This window comes from Streptomyces sp. NBC_01267, from assembly GCF_036241575.1.
GTDB lineage: Bacteria > Actinomycetota > Actinomycetes > Streptomycetales > Streptomycetaceae > Streptomyces.
The window spans coordinates 5,397,387-5,418,586 of record NZ_CP108455.1 but is presented as its reverse complement, the minus strand read 5'-3'; the positions used below and the strand labels follow the sequence as shown (position 1 = coordinate 5,418,586).

Here is a 21,200-nt window from a genome sequence, read left to right as displayed (position 1 = left end):
CTCCTATTCGGGGGTGGTGTCGAGTGCGTGGCCCACCAGGGCCAGCAGAGACTCGACCACCGTATTCCTCTTCCGTGCGTCCATGATCAGCACGGGCACGTGCCGGGGAATCGTCAGCGCCTCGCGGACGTCCTGGGCCTCGAAGTCCGGTGTGCCCTCGAAGTGGTTGACCGACACGATGTACGGCAGCCCGCAGCTCTCGAAGTAGTCGAGAGCGGGGAAGCAGTCGGCGAGGCGGCGGGTGTCCGCCAGGACTATCGCGCCGATCGCGCCGCGCACCAGGTCGTCCCACATGAACCAGAAGCGCTGCTGGCCCGGGGTGCCGAAGACGTACAGCACGAGGTCGTCGTCGAGGGTCAGCCTGCCGAAGTCCATGGCGACCGTGGTGGTCGTCTTGTCCGGCGTGGCGCTGAGGTCGTCGGTCTCCTCGCTCGCCTGCGTCATCAGGGCTTCGGTCTGGAGCGGAGTGATCTCCGAGACCGCGGTCACGAAGGTCGTCTTGCCGACACCGAAGCCGCCCGCCACCACGATCTTGGTGGAGATGGGCGCCCGGGTGCGGTTGTTCTGCCAGGCCTGGACAGCCTCGTCGGCCTCGGCGGGGATCAGCGTCTCAGAGACGGCGGAGTCCACTCAGCACCCTTTCGAGCAAAGCGCGGTCGGGCTGGCCTTCGCCGTGCCCGGTTCCGTACACACGGATCTTTCCCTGGTCTGCGAGGTCGCTGAGCAGCACGCGCACGACCCCCAGCGGCATCTTCAGCAGTGCGGAGATCTCGGCGACGGTACGCATCCGCCGGCAGATCTCGACAATGGCCCGCATCTCCGGCATCAGACGCAGCGGGCCGTTGGCCAGCTCCGGACGCTCCGGGGGTGCTTCGATCGCGGCGACGAAGGTCTCCACGAAGAGGATGTGGCCGAATTTGGTACGGCCGCCGGTGAGCGAGTACGGGCGTACCCGCGCTGGGCGGCGGTCCGGGTTGCGGACCGGCAGTGCCGGGGTCACTGGGCGCTCTCCATCGATTTGCGCAGCTCGCTGCGGAGTTCGGGGGTGAGGACATGACCGGCGCGGCCGACGAAGAGTGCCATGTGGTAGGCCACGACGCTCATGTCGCAGTCCGGCGTGGCGTGCACTCCGAGGAGTGAGCCGTCGCTGACCGACATCACGAAGACGCTGCCCTCCTCCATGGCGACCATCGTCTGCTTGACGTTCCCGCCGTCCATCAGCTTCGCCGCACCGATGGTGAGGCTGCCGATGCCGGAGACGATGGTGGCGAGGTCGGCGGCGGATCCCTTGGGCCCGCTCTGCGTGACCTGTTCGGCCTTGACCGGGGTCTCCGGGTCCGAGGAGAGCAGGAGCAGTCCGTCGGACGAGACGACGGCGACGGAACGGAGCCCTGGCACCTCCTCGACGAGATTCTTCAACAGCCAGTGCAGGTTCCGGGCTTCGCTGCTCAGTCCGAATGTGCTGGGCGCAGTCAACTACGTGCCTCCTCGACACTGTCCCCCGCGGCATCGGTACGTACAACGTCCGATCTCTGTTCCGAGATCTCGGTCTCGACGTCTTTGCGGCCGTTCTTCGCTCCTTGGTGGAAGCCGCCGAGCCTACTGCGCAGGGCCTCCGCGTCCACACCGCCGACACGTGGCCGGGGCGCGGTCGCCGCGGGCTTGGTGATCTTGGGGGTGCGCTTGGGCAGCCCCTTGTCGGTGATGCGTTCGGCGCCCTGCTCCGGGATACGGCCGGTCACGGCGGGGTCCGGGGCGGGAGCCGGGTCCGGCTGCCGTACGGGCTCGGACTGTTGTACGGGCGCGGGCTGCTGTACGGGCTCCGGCTCCGGTACGGGGTCGGGGCGCCGCATCGTGAAGGTCGGCTCGTCCACCGCGTCGGCCGTGCGCTCGTGCGCGTCGGCTCCTATGGCGTAACGCGACTTGGCCGGGATCGTGTTGGAGTTGGCCTCGGCGACCGAGCCCGGCTGGTGCAGCGCGGGCGTCGTCCCGGCGTTCGGCACGAACTGCGCCGGTGCGGTGGGAGGTTCGTCGGGCAGCAGCGCGCACGGCAGCACGACGACCGCGGCGACCCCGCCCTGCTTCTGCTCGCGCAGCTCGACCCGGACGCCGTGGCGCGCGGCGAGCAGGGAGGCCACCTGGAGGCCGAGTCCGGACTGCTCGTCGGCGGGCCTGCCGGGGCGCGGCGCGTCGGGGTCGGCGAGGAGCACGTTGAGTTCGTCGCGGCGGCCGGGCGACATGCCGATGCCCTCGTCCTGCACGGTGAGCATCACCTCGCCGTTCTCCAGGAGATAGCCGGAGAGCTGGACATGGGCCTCCGGCGGCGAGAACGCCGTGGCGTTCTCCAGGAGTTCGGCGACGAGGTGGCTGATGTCGTCGGCGGCGAAGCCCGCGACCTGGGAGTGCGGCGGCAGGGACCTGAACTCGACCCGTTCGTACCGCTCGATCTCACTGACCGCGGCGCGCAGCACGTCCACCAGCGGTACGGGACCGCCGCCGTGGCCGTGGCTGTGCTCGGTGCCCGCGAGCACCAGCAGGTTCTCGGTGTGCCGGCGCAGCACGGTCGCCATGTGGTCGAGTTTGAAGAGGGTGGCGAGGGCCTCGGGGTCCTGCTCGCGTTCCTCCAGGCTCTCGATGACGGTGAGCTGACGCTCGACGAGTCCGAGGCTGCGCAGCGAGAGGTTGACGAAGGTCGACTGGACGGTGTGCCGCAGCCGGTCGAGCCGGGCGCTCACTTCGGCCGTCCGCGCCTCCAGCACGGCGCGCTCGGACTCGAACCGTTCCTGTCCGTCCAGCAGGTCGCGCTGGTCCCCGACGAGCCGTTCGGCGCGGGCGCCCGCGGTCAGCACCCTGCCGTGCAGGGCGTTGATGGACCGGACGACCTGGGCGAACTCGTCGTTGCGGCCGGTGAACCGGATCGGTTCCTCCGACTCGGGCGCTCCGGCGAGCCGCGCGGCGCCGATCCGCAGCACGGCGAGCGGCCGGGTGAGCGTACGGGCCACGGCGGCGCCGACCCCGATGGCGATCAGCAGGAGCACCCCGGCGAGGGCGATCCGGATCTCCAGTGCGGTCACCGCGTCGTCCCGCAGTGCGGCGAGGCGCTTGGCCTGCCGGTTGCCGAGCGAGGACTCGACGCCGCGCATCTGGTCGATGCGCGCGGTGAGCGCGGCACCGGCCTTGGCCGGATTGGTCTTGAGGTCGGACTCGGAGAGCTGCGGCTGGGCGGTGAGGCGCGTCAGATAGCCCTCGGCGGTGGTGACCTCGGAGCCGGAGACCGTACTGGCGAGCGTGTCGCGGGCGGCCGGGTCGGCGGCCTGGTCGAAGTCGGAGAGCGCGGCGAGTTCCCGGACCCTGGACTGCTGGGCGGCGGCGCTCAGGCCGTTGCGGGTACGGGCCTCTTCGCTGTCGGGAGCCGCGGGCTGCGGTACGTACTGGCCGCTCACCGGGTCGTACCTGGTGGTCCGTTCGCCCTGCGGGACGGCCAGCGCGGCGAGCAGCAGCCCGCGGGTCTGGCTCGCCTGCTCGACGGCGTGGCCGAGTTCGACCGGTGCCCGGGTGGCCGCTGCGGCCTCCGGCGGGGTCTGGTCGGCCAGTTGGTCGGAGATGTCCTGGAGTTTGTCGATCAGGTCGGTGTACGCCTTGTCGGCGTCCAGCGCACTGCCCTTGCCGTTCAGCACGGTCCGGCGGAGGGAGGGGAGAGTGGCGAGGTCACGCCGGAGCGTGGCGGGGGCCGCCGCGCCGATCTCCTCGATCTCGTTGTCGACGCGGGTGGCCCGGTCGGCAGCGAGCTTGTCCTTCTTGGCCCGGCCGCCCGCGATGTAGACCGTGACGTCGTCCCGCTCGTCCGCCAGGGCGTGCCCCAGGGAGACCGTCTGTTGTTCCAGGTCGGCGAGGGTGACCAGGTGCTGGGCGTCCGTCAGTTCGGTCGACGCGGTGTACACAGCGGGGGCGCCGGCCGCCAGGACGGTGAGGCCGACCACGGCCACGCCCCCGAAAAGACGCCTGCGTACCCGGACCGTGCGCTCGACAGGCACGCCTTTGTTGCCCCGAAGCCGCTTGTTCTGCACCGGTGCTCGCAATCTTGACTCGTCCACGCATGAAGCCGAGGTGACGGCTGATCACCAGCATGCGCTTCCACCACTGGTACGGCTTCTGACCATTCCAGTGGATTTGGGAGGGGAGTGCGCATCGCCGGGTCGGCCACCCGAACGAGTGAACATCACCAGCGAGTTGGCGAACAACTCTGCGAGCGGTACGTACCAGTGGCATACGGAGTGCCGGTTGGAACTTCCGCACGGGCTTTGGCAGGATGCCCGCCCGCAGAGTCACGGAGCCACACATTCCACCCCAAGCCCCCCGGAGACCCCCGTCCGGCGTGGCAGTCCGGGCCGGGAGGGCCGTCATTGTGCGGCTGTCGTGAAGGGCTCGGGCAGACTGCCGGTATGCGCATCGAACTCACTTCCACCGGGGGAAGCCCCGAACGCCCCAACGAGGACTGGACCGGTGTGGCCCTGCCTGCTTCGGGACAGGGCGGTGCGATCGTCCTGCTGGACGGAGTGACACCACCGGAGGGCGACGACGGATGTGTGCACGGCGTGCCCTGGTTCACGGCCCGGCTCGGCGGCGCACTGGTCGAACTGTCCGGTTCGCGGGGGGATATGAACCTGCGTGAGGTACTGGCGGAGGCGATCGTCCGTACCTCCGACGCCCATCGTCAAACCTGTGATCTTTCTCACGTTCGCACACCTCAGGCGACGGTCGTCCTGGCCCGCTGGTCCGCGGACACCGTGGAGCATCTGGTGCTCTCGGACTCGATCCTGCTGGTGGAGGACGTGAACGGCGCGGTGCGGGCGGTGCTGGACGACCGTCTCGACCGGCTGCCGCGCGAGGTCCTGGCGACCCACGCGACGGCCGACGCGGTACGGAACCAGGAGGGCGGCTTCTTCACCGCGGCGGCCGACCCCGCGGTGGTGGCGCGCGCGGTGACCGGCCGTACACCGCTGGCGGAGGTACGGGCGCTGGCCGCGCTCAGTGACGGCGCGAGCCGCTGGGTGGAGGTCTTCGGGGAGGGCGACTGGAGCGACTGCTTCGGCGTCCTGCGCAAGGAGGGGCCGCAGGGACTCATCGACCGGGTGCGGGCACTGGAGTCCGCGGACGCCACGGACCGCGCCTTCCTGCGGAACGGCAAGACCCATGACGACGCGTCCGCGCTGCTGTTGGAGCTCTGAGCGGCGAACTCCCGGGGAACGGGGGGCGTTCGGGAGATCCCGGCCGCCCTCCCGCACCTCGCGGCGGGTGCTTCACTCCTCCGAGCGGGCGTTGAAGTGACGGAGCAGCCGGGCCAGTTCGGCGACCTCCGCGCGGTCCCAGCCGTCCAGCTTGCGGACGTATTCGGCCCGGCGGGCGTCCCGGACCTGCCGGAGCCGGTCGCCCCCCTCGTCGGTGAGGCGGACCAGGAACGCCCGCCCGTCGTGGGGATCCTGCTCACGGGTGACCAGGCCCAGGTCTTCCAGGGCCCGGAGTTGACGGCTCATGGTCGCCCGGCCGACGCCGATGTAGGCGGCAAGATCGGTGGCGCGCTGCCCGCCCCATTCGTCCAGGCAGACCAGCAGCCCGTACGCGGCGGCCTCCAGATCGGGGTGGACTTCGCGCGACATCTCGCCGGACGCGGCCCTCGCGCGGCGCAGGAAGACGGTCAACTCCCGTTCCAGGGACAGGAATTCATGGTCCACACCATTCCCGGTGGAGACAGGGCGTTCACTTTCAGTACCGCTGTCGTGCACGTCAGCACCCCTCGCGAGCTTTCCCGTTCCTGAAACTTTCTTTCAGCGCCTGCCATTGCCGCAGCTCGGCCAGTATTTCGCAGGAGTAGACCAACGGCAGCACCCAGGCCCCCTTTCGCCGTGCGGGTCTACGTGCGTAGCGTCGTTGCTGACATGTTCACACCACGGCATGTCGGAAGAGTTCCCAGTTCCCCCCACCGAGCCTTTCGGAGGCACGAACATGCCCGTGCTCAGATCCGGGACGGCCCGACGCGGACGCATCGCCGCAGTCGGGATTCTTCTCACCTTCCTCACCTCGCTCGTCGCGCTGCCCGGTACGGCGTCCGCCGCGGCCATCCCCGCCCGCGGCACCGCCACCATGGGAATGGGTGTCGTCGCCCACGACGGCCGGGGCGGCACTCCGCGCGCATCCCTCACCGCCACCCAGACCGAAGGCGTCGACGTCTCCGGGTACCAGGGCAACGTCGACTGGGCGACCCTGTGGAACAGCGGTGTGAGGTGGGCCTACACCAAGGCCACCGAGGGCAACTACTACACGAACCCCTCCTTCACCCAGCAGTACAACGGCTCGTACAACGTGGGGATGATCCGCGGCTCGTACCACTTCGCGACCCCCAACGACTCCAGCGGCGCCAACCAGGCGAACTACTTCGTCAGCCACGGCGGCGGCTGGTCCCGCGACGGCAAGACCCTGCCCGGCGTGCTGGACATCGAGTGGAATCCGTACGGCGACGCCTGCTACGGCCTGAGCGCGGCATCGATGGTCGCCTGGATCCACGACTTCGCCAACACCTACAAGTCGCTCACCGGGCGCGACGCGGTGATCTACACCGCCACCAGCTGGTGGACCCAGTGCACGGGCAACTCCGCGGCCTTCGGGTCCACGAACCCGCTGTGGATCGCCCGCTACGACTCCGCGCCGGGCACCCTGCCGGCGGGCTGGGGCTTCCAGACCATGTGGCAGTACACCTCCACCGGCCCGACGGTCGGTGACCACGACAAGTTCAACGGCGCGCTGGACCGGGTGCAGGCACTCGCCAACGGCTGACGTACGGAACGACGGACCCCCGGCGCGACACGGCGCCGGGGGTTGCGCGGGTCCGCCGCACGGGATTCCCTGCGGTCCCGCCCGTACGGGAGTCCAGACGGTCCCGCCGTACGGGAGTCCCTACGTCCCGCCGTACAGGAGTTCCTACGTCCCGCCGTACGGGAGTCCCGGGCCCTACGGAAGCACCGAGTCCACATAACCGCCGTCGACCCTGATCGCGCCGCCGGTGGTGGCCGAGGCGAGGGGCGAGCTGAGGTACACGGCCATGTGCGCGACCTCCTCCGGCTCGATCAGCCGCTGGATGAGCGACTGCGGACGGTAGGTGCGCATGAACTCGCGCTGCGCCTCGTCCCACGGCAGTTCGGTACCGACCAGGTCGTGGATCAGGTCCTCGACACCACCGGTGTGGGTGGGGCCCACGATCACGGAGTTCACCGTCACGCCGGTGCCCGCCGCCTCCTTGGCGAAACCGCGGGAGACCGCCAGGAGCGCCGTCTTCGACATGCCGTAATGGATCATCTCGGCGGGAATGACGAGGGCGGAGTCGCTCGCGACGTTCAGGATCCGCCCCCAGGAGCGTTCCTTCATACCGGGCAGGTACGCGCGGATCATCCGCACCGCCGAGAGCACGTTCACCTCGAAGTACTCCCGCCATTCGGCGTCGCTGATGTCGAGAGCGGGGCGCGCGCCGAAGACGCCCAGGTTGTTGATGAGGATGTCCGTACGTGGCAGGGCCTCCAGGATCTGCCGGGTGCCCTCGTCCGTGGAGACGTCCCCCGGCGCCGCCATGAAGGCGGCGCCGGGGGCCCGGACGCTCAGCTGGGCCACGGCCTCACCGACCGACTCCCTGGTGCGGCCGTTGACGGCGACCCGCGCCCCGGCCCGTGCGAGCCCGGTCGCGACGGCCGCTCCGATGCCCCGGGTCGAGCCCGTGACCAGGGCGCTCTTCCCCTTGAGGTCAATCAGCACGGTGATCGTCCTTCCTGCGGCGGATCGTCCCGGTGGGGCCCCGGTGGAGGCCCCGGTGGAAGCTCATCCCAGTAGAGCACCGGGGCCGTCAGGCAGCAGCCGGAAGCCTCACCTCGGCCGGGGAGAGGGCGATCTCCAGGACCTGGCGGACATCCGTCACCGGGTGCACGTCCAGCCGGTCGAGCACCTCGGCCGGGACGTCGTCCAGATCCGCCTCGTTCCGCTTGGGGATCACCACGGTCGTGACGCCCGCCCGGTGCGCGGCCAGCAGCTTCTGCTTCAGACCGCCGATGGGCAGCACCCGGCCGGTCAGGGACACCTCGCCGGTCATTGCCACGTCCGTACGGACCTGCCTGCCGGAGAGCAGCGACGCGAGCGCCGTGGTCATCGTGATGCCCGCGCTCGGCCCGTCCTTGGGGACCGCGCCGGCCGGGAAGTGGATGTGCACCCCGCGGTCCTTCAGGTCCGCGACGGGCAGTTCCAGTTCCGCGCCGTGCGAGCGCAGGAAGGAGAGCGCGATCTGCGCCGACTCCTTCATGACGTCGCCGAGCTGACCGGTCAGGGTCAGCCCCGCCGCGCCCGTCTCCGGGTCGGCCAGCGACGCCTCGACGAAGAGCACGTCGCCGCCCGCGCCGGTGACGGCGAGACCGGTGGCCACGCCGGGCACCGCGGTACGCCGCTCGGCCGGGTCCTGGGCGGACTCGGGCACATGGTGCGGGCGTCCGATCAGCCGCCGCAGCTGCGCGTCGGTGACGGTGAGGGGCAGTTCCTGCTCGCCCGTCTCGTGCCGGGCCGCCACCTTCCGCAGCAGCCTCGCCACGGCCCGCTCCAGGTTCCGTACGCCCGCCTCCCGCGTGTACTCCCCCGCCAGCTTGCGCAGCGCCGCGTCGTCGAGGGTGACCTCGCCGGGCTCCAGGCCCGCGCGTTCCAGCTGCCGGGGCAGCAGGTGGTCACGGGCGATGACGACCTTCTCGTCCTCGGTGTACCCGTCCAGCGTGACCAGTTCCATCCGGTCGAGCAGCGCCTCGGGGATGGCCTCCAGGACATTCGCGGTGGCGAGGAAGACCACGTCGGAGAGGTCCAGCTCGACCTCCAGGTAGTGGTCGCGGAAGGTGTGGTTCTGCGCCGGGTCGAGGACTTCGAGCAGCGCCGCCGCCGGATCGCCGCGGAAGTCCGAGCCGACCTTGTCGATCTCGTCGAGCAGGACGACCGGGTTCATCGAACCGGCTTCCTTGATGGCGCGGACGACGCGTCCGGGCAGGGCGCCGACGTACGTACGCCGGTGTCCGCGGATCTCCGCCTCGTCCCGGACGCCGCCGAGCGCGACCCGGACGAACTTCCGGCCCATCGCGTGCGCGACGCTCTCGCCGAGCGAGGTCTTCCCGACCCCCGGCGGGCCGACCAGGGCCAGTACCGCGCCACCGCGACGGCCGCCCACGACGCCCAGTCCCCGGTCGGCGCGGCGCTTGCGCACCGCCAGGTACTCGGTGATCCGTTCCTTCACGTCGTCCAGGCCGGAGTGTTCGGCGTCCAGGATCTGCCGGGCGCCACTGATGTCGTAGGCGTCCTCGGTGCGCTCGTTCCAGGGCAGTTCGAGGACGGTGTCCAGCCAGGTCCGGATCCAGGAACCCTCGGGGCTCTGGTCGGAGGAGCGCTCCAGCTTCTCGACCTCCTTGAGCGCGGCCTCCCTGACGTGGCCGGGGAGGTCGGCGGCCTCGACACGGGTCCGGTAGTCGTCGGACTCGTCCTCGGCGTCGCCGTTGAGCTCGGAGAGCTCCTTGCGTACGGCTTCCAGCTGGCGCCGCAGCAGGAACTCGCGCTGCTGCTTGTCCACGCCCTCCTGGACGTCCTTGGCGATGGACTCGGCGACATCCTGCTCGGCGAGGTGCTCGCCGAGCCAGGTGACAGCGAGCTTCAGGCGGGCCACCGGGTCGGCGGTCTCCAGGAGCTCGATCTTCTGTTCCAGACTGAGGAAGGGTGAGTAGCCGGAGTTGTCGGCGAGGGCCGAGACGCCCTCGATCTGCTGGACCCGGTCCACCACCTGCCAGGCGCCGCGCTTCTTCAGCCAGCTGGTGGCGAGGGCCTTGTACTCCTTGATCAGCTCGGTGGCGGAGCCGGGCAGCGGATCGGGGTCGCTCTCGTCGGTCCGGATCCCCTCGACCCAGAGCGCGGCCCCGGGGCCGGTCGTCCCCGCACCGATCTGCACCCGGTCCCGGCCGCGGACCAGGGCGCCGGGGTCTCCGTCGGAGAGCCTGCCCACCTGTTCGACGGTGCCGAGGACGCCGGTGCTCGCGTACGTACCTTCGATCCGCGGAACGAGAAGGACCAGCGGCTTGTTGCCACCGGAGCGGGCGGGCGAAGCCTGTGCGGCTTCCACCGCGGCGCGTACGTCGGGGTCGGAAAGATCCAGCGGCACCACCATTCCGGGCAGCACGACCTCGTCGTCGAGCGGCAGCACGGGCAGGGTGAGCGGTGCGTACGTGGACTCAGTAGCCATGATCTCCCCTTAGGCAGTGAAGTTGAGCTATGCAGACTCAATGCCGTGGAGGGCGCTGGTGTTCCCCAGCGGCTGTTCGCTCTCAGCGATCGGGCCGGCGGGGCCGGGTGAACCAGCAGATGCGGCAGGGGTGCCGGGAGTGCCGGCAGACGCGACAGGGGTGCTGGGAGTGCCGGGTGGCGCCGTCCCGGCAGCCTCCGCGCCGGACACCTCTGTTCCGGCCGACCCGGCCCCGGCCGCCCTGATCCTGGCCGCCCGCCAGCGGCGCACCAGGGGCCAGGAGGCCACCCCGAAACAGAGCGCGAGCGGGTGGCCCCACGCGGTCAGCGGGTCGACGAAGGCCAGCAGCGCCTGGCCGAGCGTGAAGGCGACCACCGTCAGCAGGGACCAGCGCACCGCGGGGGCGAGCAGCCCGGCCAGCGCCCCCACGCTGGCCATCAGGCCGAAGCTGATGCCGTAGTCGAACCGGTGCAGCGAGGTGGCGGGCAGATGCCCGGCGGCCACCGATATGCCCACCGGGAGTTCCGTGGCCAGCGTGGTCAGGACGTGACCCGCCAGGAAGACGGCACCGGTACGCAGCGGGCCGATGCGGCGCTCCAGGGCCGTGAGCACGAAGAGGAAGCCGATCGCGGAGGTCGACAGCACCCCGCCGGCCACCCACAGCGCGCTGGTCACCAGGGAGAGCAGCGGGGTCCTGGCCAGATGTGCCATGTCGGTGCTGGAGCCGCGCAGCAGGGCGTCGACCGTGGCCGGGGGCGCGTACGCGGCGAAGAGCGAGGTGGCGAGCAGGACCAGGACGTAGCCGAAGGTGAACGGCGTCCCGGTGGGGGTGGGCAGCAGGCGCAGCAGACCGCGGGCCGTGACACCGGCCGTCGGTTCTGCCTGCCGTGTGTGGTGCACTGCTGTCTGTCCTGTCGGCCGTCGGTCCGTCCGTTCGCGCCCACTTGTCCCAACGCTGGGTCCCGGGAACAGTCTCCGGTCCCGGCTATGACCTGCGCCACACGAAGCAACCCCGGCACCACCCGCGGCGTCGGGGGCCCGACCCAGGAGGGGATCACCATCGAAGACGTACGCACTCTTGACCGGCGCGAGGGCCCGTACGGCGAAGTCGTCCTGCGGGAACGCGGTGAGCACTTCGAGATCATCGCCAACGGCTGTTTCCTGATGGACACCTCGGACGGCCGCTCGGAGCGGCTGCTGATCGATGCGGCACTGGATGCCCTGCCCGCCGGCCGCGCCAACCCCGCGCTGCTCATCGGCGGTCTCGGCGTGGGTTTCTCGCTCGCCCATGCCGCGGCCGACCCCCGGTGGGGACCGATCACCGTCGTCGAGCGCGAACAGGCCATCATCGACTGGCACGACCGTCATCTCGAAGGCCCCCTCACCCGGATCTCCGGCGCCGCACTGGCCGATCCGCGCACTGTGATCCTGCCCACCGATCTGGTCGCCCACATGCGCGAATCCGCGGCGGCATATGACGCCTTGTGTCTGGACATCGACAATGGCCCGGACTGGACGGTCACCGAGGACAACGAGGGGCTGTACACACCGAGCGGACTCGCGGCCTGCATGAACCGGCTCAAACCAGAAGGAATCCTTGCGGTCTGGTCCGCCCAGCCCTCGGCGAAATTCGAGGATGCCTTGTGGAATGCCGGATTCAGTGGGGTAAGAACCGAAGAGATCGCAGTTGCCCGGGGCGTGCCTGACGTGGTCCATCTCGCTGTTCGCCCTGCGTAGCCGGGATGGCGTCCGTGCATCTAGTCTGCTCACCGACACAGAGATGTGGACGCCGTATCTAAGAACGCCGTATCAGAACGCCGTATCAGAACGCAGACCAAGAGCGCACTTCCAGGGGCGGGCGATGGAGCAGACACACACCACCCACAACGGCGTCGCGGCTACCCCCGGCGCCCAGCGCCGGGTGCTGGTCGTCGAGGACGACCCGACAATCGTCGACGCCATTGCCGCCCGGCTGCGAGCCGAGGGTTTCCAGGTGCAGACGGCCACGGACGGCCCGGCCGCCGTGGACGCGGCACAGGGCTGGCAGCCGGATCTGATGGTCCTCGACGTGATGCTGCCGGGCTTCGACGGCCTTGAGGTCTGCCGTCGCGTCCAGGCGCAGCGGCCGGTGCCCGTACTGATGCTGACCGCGCGGGACGACGAGACCGACATGCTGGTCGGCCTCGGTGTCGGCGCCGACGACTACATGACCAAGCCGTTCTCGATGCGTGAGCTGGCGGCGCGGGTGCACGTCCTGCTGCGCCGGGTCGAGCGGGCGACGATCGCCGCCTCGACGCCGCGCAGCGGGATCCTCCGCCTCGGCGAGCTGGAGATCGACCACGCCCAGCGCCGGGTGCGGGTGCGCAACGACGACGTGCACCTGACGCCCACCGAGTTCGACCTGCTGGTCTGCCTGGCGAACACGCCGCGCGCGGTCCTCTCCCGGGAGCAGCTGCTCGCCGAGGTGTGGGACTGGGCCGACGCGTCGGGCACCCGTACCGTCGACAGCCACATCAAGGCGCTGCGCCGGAAGATCGGCGCGGAGCGCATCCGTACGGTCCACGGCGTCGGCTACGCGCTGGAGACCCCGGCGCCATGAGCCGGACGCGGTTCCGCTGGGCCTGGAACCGGCAGCGGCCCCTCCCTGTATCGATCAAGGCCAAGCTCGGCACGCTCGTGGTGGTCTCGGTCTTCATCACCACCGGGCTGCTGCTGGTGGCCCTGCGCACCAAGACCGAGCTGCGTTTCATCACCGTCTTCTCGGTGATCGCCTCGATGCTGATCACCCAGTTCGTGGCGCACAGCCTGACCTCGCCGCTGGACGAGATGAACACGGTCGCGCGGTCGATCTCGCACGGCGACTACACGCGGCGGGTCAGCGGCGCGGACCGCAGGGACGAGCTGGGTGACCTGGCGTCGACCATCAACCGCATGGCCGAGGACCTGGAGGCCGTGGACCGGCACCGCAAGGAGCTGGTGGCGAATGTCTCCCATGAGCTGCGGACGCCGATCGCGGCGCTGCGGGCCGTGCTGGAGAACGTCGTGGACGGGGTCTCGGCCGCGGATCCCGAGACGATGCGTACCGCACTGAAACAGACCGAGCGGCTGGGCCGCCTCGTGGAGACGCTGCTCGACCTGTCCCGCCTGGACAACGGTGTCGTACCGCTGAAGGCGAGCCGCTTCGAGGTGTGGCCGTACCTCTCGGGCGTACTGAAGGAGGCGAACCTCGCCTCCGCGCACCGCAGGGGCACCTCGGGCTCCGGGGGCCAGCACAGCCGTACGGACGTCCATCTCCACCTGGACGTCTCGCCGCCCGAGCTGACCGCGCACGCGGACGCGGAGCGGCTGCACCAGGTGGTCGCCAACCTGATCGACAACGCGGTGAAGCACTCCCCGCCGCACGGCCGGGTCACGGTCCGCGCACGGCGCGGCCGGCAGCCGGAGTCGCTGGACCTGGAGGTCGTGGACGAGGGTCCCGGCATCCCCGAGCAGGAGCGGCACCGGGTGTTCGAGCGCTTCAACCGGGGTCGGGCGCCGTCCCCGCACGGTCCCGGCAGCGACGGCGGCACCGGACTGGGCCTGGCCATCGCGCGGTGGGCGGTGGATCTTCACGGCGGGCGGATCGGGGTGGCCGAATCATCCCGTGGTTGCCGGATTCGCGTCACTCTTCCGGGCGTATCCCGGACATCAGCTTGACGTAAGGTTCGAAGCGGAAGCGCGCGTTCTGTGAAGAAGCCGCGCGTGAGCAGGTCAGGGACTGCTGCCCAAGGGGCAGTGGCCGTGGAGCGTCGTACCCGAATGGCGCGGAACCACGCATGTTTCCCGCCAATTCCCTCCCCGAAACCAGCTTTCGAGTGTGACTTACGCGACGATGGCCCGCCCGGCCTGCACCTCCAGGCCAGGGAGGCGTAGCCTTTATTTCCGCTGTCCATCACCTTGTGAAGCGGAAGAGGGCGGTTGCCGCCGTGTCGTCTCAGTCCCCCAGTAACTCGAGCATCTCGACCGACCAAGAGGGGCAGGGTAAGAGCCCTGCTGACGCTTTTGGTCCCAATGAGTGGCTTGTCGACGAGATCTACCAGCAGTACCTCCAGGATCCGAATTCGGTTGACCGAGCCTGGTGGGACTTCTTCGCCGACTACAAGCCCGGCTCTGCCGGTGCTCCCACCGCGGGTGCGGAGCCGGTGAGCGCGAGCGCTCCCCATCAGTCCAGTGCGAACGGCCAGAGCGTCGCGCAGGGTGGCGCAGCCGCGGGGGCTGCGGCCACCAACGCCGCACCGGCCCCTGCCGCCGTCCAGGCACCCGCCGCGCAGCCCGTGGCTCCGGCTGCTCCGGCCGCTCAGCCCGCGCCTGTCGTCGCGAAGCCCGCAGCCACCGCTGCCGCGCCCGCCGTCCCGGCGGCGAAGCCCGCAGCCGCGAAGGCGCCCGCCGAGGCCGAGCCGGCCGCCGAGGCCCCCGCGGGCCCCGAGCTGGTGACGCTGCGTGGCCCGTCGGCCGCCGTGGCGAAGAACATGAACGCCTCGCTGGAGCTGCCGACGGCCACGTCCGTCCGCGCCGTCCCGGTGAAGCTGCTGTTCGACAACCGCATCGTCATCAACAACCACCTGAAGCGCGCGCGGGGCGGGAAGATCTCCTTCACCCACCTCATCGGCTTCGCGATGGTGCAGGCCCTCAAGGCCATGCCGTCGATGAACCACTCCTTCGCGGTGAAGGACGGCAAGCCGACGCTGGTCAAGCCGGCGCACGTGAACCTCGGCCTCGCCATCGACCTGGTGAAGCCGAACGGTGACCGCCAGCTCGTCGTCGCGGCGATCAAGAAGGCCGAGACCCTCGACTTCTTCGAGTTCTGGCAGGCGTACGAGGACATCGTCCGCCGCGCCCGCGCGAACAAGCTGACGATGGACGACTTCACCGGCGTCACCGCGTCGCTGACGAACCCCGGCGGCATCGGCACCGTCCACTCGGTGCCCCGCCTGATGCCCGGACAGGGCCTCATCATGGGCGTCGGCGCGATGGACTACCCGGCCGAGTTCCAGGGCACCTCGCAGGACACCCTGAACAAGCTGGGCATCTCGAAGGTCATGACGCTGACCTCGACGTACGACCACCGGGTCATCCAGGGCGCCGCCTCCGGCGAGTTCCTGCGGATCCTCGCCAACCTGCTGCTCGGCGAGAACGGCTTCTACGACGACCTCTTCGAGGCGCTGCGCATCCCGTACGAGCCGGTCCGCTGGCTCAAGGACATCGACGTCTCGCACGACAACGACGTCACGAAGGCCGCCCGCGTCTTCGAGCTGATCCACGCCTACCGGGTCCGCGGCCACGTCATGGCCGACACCGACCCGCTGGAGTACAAGCAGCGCAAGCACCCCGACCTCGACATCATCGAGCACGGCCTGACGCTCTGGGACCTGGAGCGGGAGTTCGCCGTCGGCGGGTTCGCGGGCAAGTCGATGATGAAGCTGCGCGACATCCTCGGTGTGCTGCGCGACTCGTACTGCCGCACCACGGGCGTCGAGTTCATGCACATCCAGGACCCGAAGCAGCGCAAGTGGATCCAGGACCGCATCGAGCGCGGCGCGCACGCCAAGCCCGAGCGCGAGGAGCAGCTGCGCATCCTGCGCCGGCTGAACTCCGCCGAGGCGTTCGAGACCTTCCTGCAGACCAAGTACGTCGGCCAGAAGCGCTTCTCGCTCGAAGGCGGCGAGTCCGTCATCCCGCTGCTCGACGCGGTCATCGACTCGGCTGCCGAGTCGCGCCTGGACGAGGTCGTCATCGGGATGGCCCACCGCGGCCGTCTCAACGTGCTGGCCAACATCGTCGGCAAGTCGTACGCGCAGATCTTCCGCGAGTTCGAGGGCAACCTCGACCCGAAGTCGATGCACGGCTCCGGCGACGTGAAGTACCACCTCGGTTCCGAGGGCACCTTCACCGGGCTCGACGGCGAGCAGATCAAGGTCTCGCTGGCCGCCAACCCCTCGCACCTGGAGACCGTCGACCCGGTCGTCGAGGGCATCGCGCGCGCCAAGCAGGACATCATCAACAAGGGCGGCACGGACTTCACCGTGCTGCCGGTGGCGCTGCACGGCGACGCGGCCTTCGCGGGCCAGGGCGTCGTCGCCGAGACGCTCAACATGTCGCAGCTGCGCGGCTACCGCACCGGCGGCACCGTGCACATCGTGATCAACAACCAGGTCGGCTTCACCGCCGCCCCGGAGTCGTCCCGCTCGTCGATGTACGCCACCGACGTGGCCCGCATGATCGAGGCGCCGATCTTCCACGTGAACGGCGACGACCCGGAGGCCGTGGTGCGCGTCGCGCGCCTCGCCTTCGAGTTCCGTCAGGCGTTCAACAAGGACGTCGTCATCGACCTCATCTGCTACCGCCGCCGCGGTCACAACGAGGCCGACAACCCCTCGTTCACGCAGCCGCTGATGTACGACCTGATCGACAAGAAGCGCTCGGTGCGCAAGCTCTACACCGAGTCCCTCATCGGTCGCGGCGACATCACGCTGGAAGAGGCCGAGCAGGCGCTGCAGGACTTCCAGGGCCAGCTGGAGAAGGTCTTCGCGGAGGTCCGCGAGGCCACCTCGGAGCCCGCCGAGGTCTCGGTTCCCGTCCCGCAGGCCGAGTTCCCGGTCGCCGTGGACACCGCGATCTCCCAGGAGGTCGTGAAGCGGATCGCCGAGTCCCAGGTCAACATCCCGGACCGGATCACCGTGCACCCGCGGCTGCTGCCGCAGGTGCAGCGCCGGGCCGCGATGATCGACGACGGAACGATCGACTGGGCGATGGGCGAGACCCTCGCCATCGGCTCGCTGCTCCTGGAGGGCACGCCGGTCCGGCTCTCCGGCCAGGACTCGCGCCGTGGCACCTTCGGCCAGCGGCACGCGGTCCTCATCGACCGCAAGACCGGCGAGGACTTCACCCCGCTGCTCTACCTCTCCGACGACCAGGCGCGTTACAACGTCTACGACTCGCTGCTCAGCGAGTACGCGGTGATGGGCTTCGAGTACGGCTACTCGCTGGCCCGCCCGGAGTCACTGGTCATGTGGGAAGCGCAGTTCGGTGACTTCGTCAACGGCGCGCAGACGGTGGTGGACGAGTACATCTCGGCCGCCGAGCAGAAGTGGGGCCAGACGTCCGGCGTCACCCTGCTCCTCCCGCACGGTTACGAGGGCCAGGGCCCGGACCACTCGTCCGCCCGCCCGGAGCGCTTCCTCCAGCTGTGCGCGCAGAACAACATGACGGTCGCCATGCCGACGCTCCCGTCGAACTACTTCCACCTCCTGCGGTGGCAGGTGCACAACCCGCACCACAAGCCGCTGGTCGTCTTCACCCCGAAGTCGATGCTCCGCCTCAAGGCGGCGGCGTCGAAGGCGGAGGAGTTCACCACGGGCGGCTTCCGTCCGGTCATCGGGGACGACAGCGTCGACCCGAGCGCCGTGCGCAAGGTCGTCTTCACGGCCGGCAAGGTCTACTACGACCTGGACGCCGAGCGCACCAAGCGTGGCGTCACGGACACCGCGATCATCCGGCTGGAGCGCCTGTACCCGCTGCCGGGTGCCGAACTCCAGGCGGAGATCGCCAAGTTCCCGAACGCCGAGAAGTACCTCTGGGCGCAGGAGGAGCCGGCGAACCAGGGTGCGTGGCCGTTCATCGCGCTCAACCTGATCGACCACCTGGACCTGGCGGTCGGCGCCGACGTCCCGCACGGCGAGCGCCTGCGTCGCATCTCGCGACCGCACGGCTCGTCCCCCGCGGTCGGCTCCGCCAAGCGCCACCAGGCGGAGCAGGCCCAGCTGGTCGCCGAGGTCTTCGAGGCGTAGTCAGCAGGGACAGAGCAGTACAGGGCCCGGCCGCAGATGATGCGGCCGGGTCCTCCGGCGTTCCCTGCTCCGAGGCAGCCGCCCCGCGTGGTCAGAACAGCTGGGGCTCGAAGTCCCAGTAGCGCTGCATCCCGTGCCGGATGCTCCGTACGTGCTGGTGGTCGCGGCCCAGCAGCGCGGTGATCCGCACCAGCGCGTCCGCCTGGAGCGCGTCGGCGCGCGCCTCGTCGCCGGTGGCCCGCAGATCCTGGGCCAGCGCCGCCGCGATCGTGCTGGTCAGCGGGTGCTGGGCGCCGAGCGTGCGGGTGGCCCGCCGGAGCAGGTCCTCACCGAGCCGTACGGCGCCCTCGTCGTCCCCGATCCGGTGCCTGGCCGTCGCGGTGTTGAAGGCGACGCCCAGGGTCCACGGGTGGTCGGCGCCCACGGCCTCGGCCATGCGCCGGAGGGTCTGCTCGGCGAGCGCGCCGGCCCCCTCGTGCTCGCCCGCGTCGCTGAGCAGCAGCACCAGATTGGCCCGGGTGCCCACCGCGTAGGGGTGGTCCTCCCCCAGCTGCACCGCGTACAGCGCGGCGGTGTCGTCGGCGAGGTCGTAGGCCGCGCGGATGTCACCGGTCTCGCGCAGCAGCATCGCGTAGTCCGCGCTCGCCCGCAGGGTGCCCGGGTGGCGGCGGCCCCGGCGGGCCGTCCGGCGTTTGCGGACGCTGAGCATCAGCTGCCTGGCCTGGAGGAGCTTGCCCTCGCGGCGCAGGCACAGGGCGAGGTTGTGGTCCGCGTTCAGCGTCTGGCCGTGGTTGCGGTCCAACTCCTGCCCGTGCAGCAGCGAGTTGTGCTCCTGGATCTCCAGGGCCTCCCGGTAGCGGCCGAGCAGCCGCAGCGTCCAGGCGGTGCGCAGCGCGGAGTGCAGGGTGAGCGGATTGCGTCCGCCGAGGAGTTCGACCCGGGCTGCCAGGATCTCCCGGTGCAGGTGCAGGGACTCCTCGTAGTGCCCCTGGAGCCCCATCACCTCGGCGAGGTTGTTCCGTACGGAGAGGGTGCGCGGCACCCAGGCGCTGCCCAGTGCCGTGGTGGCCTCGGCCGCGGCCTGTTCGAGGAGGGCGCGGGCCTCGTCGTAGCGGCCGAGTGCCATCAGCGTGCCGCCGAGGCCGTCCCTGGCCCGGATCACCTCGATCGGCTCGGCGTCCCCGTTGTCGGCGAGGCGGTCGAGCACCGCGCGTCCCACCGACTCGGCTTCGGTGTAACGGCCCAGCCTGCGCAGCATGTTGGCCTTCTGGTGGACGGCGACCAGGACGGACCTGCTGGTGGGTCCGGAGACCGGCTGCCAGTGCGCTATCGCCTCGTGGCTGAGGGAACGCCCGTCCTCGTACTCGCCGCGCATCCGCAGGTACTCGATGCAGTTGAGGACGAGGGTGCGGACGTCCTCGTCGGCGGATTCCAGGGCGCCGGAGATCCGCAGGTGCGGGATCAGTTCGGCGTACCGGGCCCAGTTGCGGGACGACGTGGGGTCGCGCGGGTCGGCGGACACCAGGACCCGCAGGGCCGCTGCCGACAGCTCCGCGCGCTCGTCGGGGCCCTGGGTGTGCCGTACGAAGGAGTGGAAGAGCCGGTGCATCCGCAGGGTACCGACGGTGACGGCGTCCATCCGGGGCGACGAGTCGTACTCCAGCCGCATGGAGGTGACTTCGGAGAGCCGGCGCAGTGCCGAGTTCCAGCTGCTGGGTTCCGGGACGACGCGGTCCAGCGGCTTGGGCAGGTCGGCCGCGCGGGCCGCCTGCAGCAGCCGTACGGGCACGACGCCCGGGGAGAAGCAGGCGAGCAGGTTGAGCAGCTTCCACGCGCCGACGTCCTGGTCGTGCAGGCTGTTCAGGGTCTTGGCCCAGGCGACCTGGAAGGACTCGGGGTATTCCTTGGACGCCAGCAGGCCGAAGCGGTCGGGGTCGCCCTTCTTCAACTCCCGGATGTACTCCAGGACATCGACGGTCGGGTTGATGCCGAGCCAGGCCGCGGTCTGGTCGAGCAGCAGCGGCAGATCCTCCACGGCTTCGGCGAGCAGCCCGGCCTCGGACTCGGACAGCCGCCCGGAGCGGCGGCCCGCGAAGGTGATCGACTCCTCGCGCTCAAAGCGGTTCACCTGGACCAGTTCGGCCTCGGCGGACCATTCCTGTTGGCTGGTGGTGACCAGGACATGGCCGGGACCGTCCGGCAGCAGTGCCTGCACTTTGGCCGGATCTCCCGCACCGTCGAGCACGATCAGCCAGCTGTCGGCGGTGGCGCGGAGCCGTTCGACGGCTGCCGCGATGGACCGGTCGAGGTTGGCGCCGGTGGGGACCCCGAGGGCGTCGGCGAGTGCGCCGAACTGTTCGCGGGCGGTGCCCCGGCCGGTCGCGTCCACCCACCAGACGATGTCGTACTCGCCCTTGAACCGGTGGACGTACTCCAGCGCGATCTGGGTCTTGCCGATGCCGCCGGGTCCGCACAGGGCGAGGACGCCGCCCTCGGTCCGGCTCGCGGCGAGGTGGTCGTGCACCCGGTCGAGGATTTCGCCCCGGCCGGTGAAGCGGCGGTTGCGGCGCGGCACGTTCTGCACGCGCGGCGGGTTGTCGGGGAAGCGCGGCGGGCGGTCCAGGCTGACGGCCTGCGGGGCGACCGCGGTGATGCCCGCCGCCTCCAGAACCCGCCGCCGGGCGGCCTCGGCGCGGAGTCCGCGCAGCGCCACCGGGCCCAGGGCGATCAGGGCGTCGGGCAGCGGCCGGGTCGTGACACTGACCGCGGCGATGCGGTCGGGGTGGCGGCCGTGCACCTGACGGAGCGCGTCGCCCCAGGCCTCGTACCGCACCTCGGCGAACTTCTCGAACCAGTCGTCGATGACGAGCAGTATCCGGCCGGGGGCTTCCAGCAGCCCGGTGAGCGCGTCCTGCGACGGGCCCTGCCGGGCGGGGCTCCAGCGCACCGGCGCGGCGGCGCAGCCCGCTGCGTTGATCTCTCCCACGATCCAGTTGGCCCAGGGCTCGCTCTGCCCTGCGAAGACCACCGTGACGTGGGGAATGTGCTCCGCCATCGCCGTCCTCTCAGCCGATTGC

At 70.4% G+C, this 21,200-nt stretch carries 15 protein-coding genes; 6 read left to right on the top strand and 9 right to left on the bottom strand.

What is annotated here, in order from left to right; all coding sequences use genetic code 11:
• Positions 1-3: 3 nt before the first annotated feature.
• The 4 genes from OG709_RS24885 to OG709_RS24870 are packed head-to-tail and all read right to left on the bottom strand — an operon-like array spanning position 4 to position 4,067.
• Positions 4-630 carry a GTP-binding protein gene (locus tag OG709_RS24885; RefSeq protein WP_250297893.1) on the bottom strand — a complete coding sequence of 209 codons (627 nt, stop codon included), beginning with the start codon at positions 628-630 and terminating at the stop codon, positions 4-6.
• Positions 611-1,000: a DUF742 domain-containing protein gene (locus OG709_RS24880; RefSeq protein ID WP_308409458.1), complete on the bottom strand. Its 390-nt coding sequence runs from the start codon at positions 998-1,000 to the stop codon at positions 611-613. The genes OG709_RS24885 and OG709_RS24880 overlap by 20 nt, the downstream gene beginning before the upstream one ends.
• Positions 997-1,476 carry a roadblock/LC7 domain-containing protein gene (locus tag OG709_RS24875; protein ID WP_250297894.1) on the bottom strand — a complete coding sequence of 160 codons (480 nt, stop codon included), beginning with the start codon at positions 1,474-1,476 and terminating at the stop codon, positions 997-999. The genes OG709_RS24880 and OG709_RS24875 overlap by 4 nt, the downstream gene beginning before the upstream one ends.
• Complete coding sequence (locus OG709_RS24870) at positions 1,473-4,067, bottom strand: sensor histidine kinase (RefSeq protein ID WP_329169192.1); 2,595 nt, start codon at positions 4,065-4,067, stop codon at positions 1,473-1,475. The genes OG709_RS24875 and OG709_RS24870 overlap by 4 nt, the downstream gene beginning before the upstream one ends.
• A gap of 375 nt (positions 4,068-4,442) precedes the next feature.
• On the opposite strand from OG709_RS24870, the gene OG709_RS24865 reads away from it, so the two are divergent.
• Entirely contained in the window at positions 4,443-5,228 is a 786-nt protein-coding gene (locus OG709_RS24865; RefSeq protein ID WP_329167704.1) for a hypothetical protein, read from the top strand.
• Between the two features lie 72 nt (positions 5,229-5,300).
• On the opposite strand, the gene OG709_RS24860 is transcribed toward OG709_RS24865, so the two are convergent.
• A complete protein-coding gene (locus OG709_RS24860; RefSeq protein ID WP_250297896.1) occupies positions 5,301-5,783 on the bottom strand; it encodes a MarR family winged helix-turn-helix transcriptional regulator in 483 nt (160 codons plus the stop codon).
• Between the two features lie 220 nt (positions 5,784-6,003).
• Between OG709_RS24860 and OG709_RS24855 the strand changes: the two genes are divergently transcribed.
• Positions 6,004-6,831, top strand: a complete 828-nt coding sequence (locus OG709_RS24855; RefSeq protein WP_266640794.1) for a lysozyme — start codon at positions 6,004-6,006, stop codon at positions 6,829-6,831.
• A gap of 174 nt (positions 6,832-7,005) precedes the next feature.
• On the opposite strand, the gene OG709_RS24850 is transcribed toward OG709_RS24855, so the two are convergent.
• The 3 genes from OG709_RS24850 to OG709_RS24840 all read right to left on the bottom strand — a co-directional run bounded on the left by OG709_RS24850 (position 7,006) and on the right by OG709_RS24840 (position 11,197).
• On the bottom strand, positions 7,006-7,800 hold the full coding sequence (locus OG709_RS24850; RefSeq protein ID WP_250297898.1) for an SDR family NAD(P)-dependent oxidoreductase: 795 nt from the start codon (positions 7,798-7,800) through the stop codon (positions 7,006-7,008).
• An 88-nt stretch (positions 7,801-7,888) separates the two neighbouring features.
• Positions 7,889-10,297 carry an endopeptidase La gene (lon, locus tag OG709_RS24845; RefSeq protein ID WP_266640798.1) on the bottom strand — a complete coding sequence of 803 codons (2,409 nt, stop codon included), beginning with the start codon at positions 10,295-10,297 and terminating at the stop codon, positions 7,889-7,891.
• Positions 10,298-10,324: 27 nt separating this feature from the next.
• Complete coding sequence (locus OG709_RS24840; protein ID WP_308409460.1) at positions 10,325-11,197, bottom strand: rhomboid-like protein; 873 nt, start codon at positions 11,195-11,197, stop codon at positions 10,325-10,327.
• An 87-nt stretch (positions 11,198-11,284) separates the two neighbouring features.
• Between OG709_RS24840 and OG709_RS24835 the strand changes: the two genes are divergently transcribed.
• The 4 genes from OG709_RS24835 (at position 11,285) to OG709_RS24820 (ending at position 18,123) form a co-directional block, all read left to right on the top strand.
• Entirely contained in the window at positions 11,285-12,034 is a 750-nt protein-coding gene (locus OG709_RS24835; protein ID WP_250297900.1) for a spermidine synthase, read from the top strand.
• Positions 12,035-12,158: 124 nt separating this feature from the next.
• Complete coding sequence (locus OG709_RS24830; protein WP_164266008.1) at positions 12,159-12,896, top strand: response regulator transcription factor; 738 nt, start codon at positions 12,159-12,161, stop codon at positions 12,894-12,896.
• Positions 12,893-13,993 carry a HAMP domain-containing sensor histidine kinase gene (locus tag OG709_RS24825; RefSeq protein ID WP_250297901.1) on the top strand — a complete coding sequence of 367 codons (1,101 nt, stop codon included), beginning with the start codon at positions 12,893-12,895 and terminating at the stop codon, positions 13,991-13,993. Before OG709_RS24830 ends, OG709_RS24825 begins: the two co-directional genes overlap by 4 nt.
• A gap of 269 nt (positions 13,994-14,262) precedes the next feature.
• Positions 14,263-18,123 (top strand): multifunctional oxoglutarate decarboxylase/oxoglutarate dehydrogenase thiamine pyrophosphate-binding subunit/dihydrolipoyllysine-residue succinyltransferase subunit, encoded by a 3,861-nt coding sequence (locus tag OG709_RS24820; RefSeq protein ID WP_329167703.1) that lies wholly within the window; start codon positions 14,263-14,265, stop codon positions 18,121-18,123.
• Between the two features lie 91 nt (positions 18,124-18,214).
• On the opposite strand, the gene fxsT is transcribed toward OG709_RS24820, so the two are convergent.
• Positions 18,215-21,178, bottom strand: a complete 2,964-nt coding sequence (gene fxsT, locus OG709_RS24815) for an FxSxx-COOH system tetratricopeptide repeat protein (RefSeq protein ID WP_329167702.1) — start codon at positions 21,176-21,178, stop codon at positions 18,215-18,217.
• Positions 21,179-21,200: the final 22 nt, after the last annotated feature.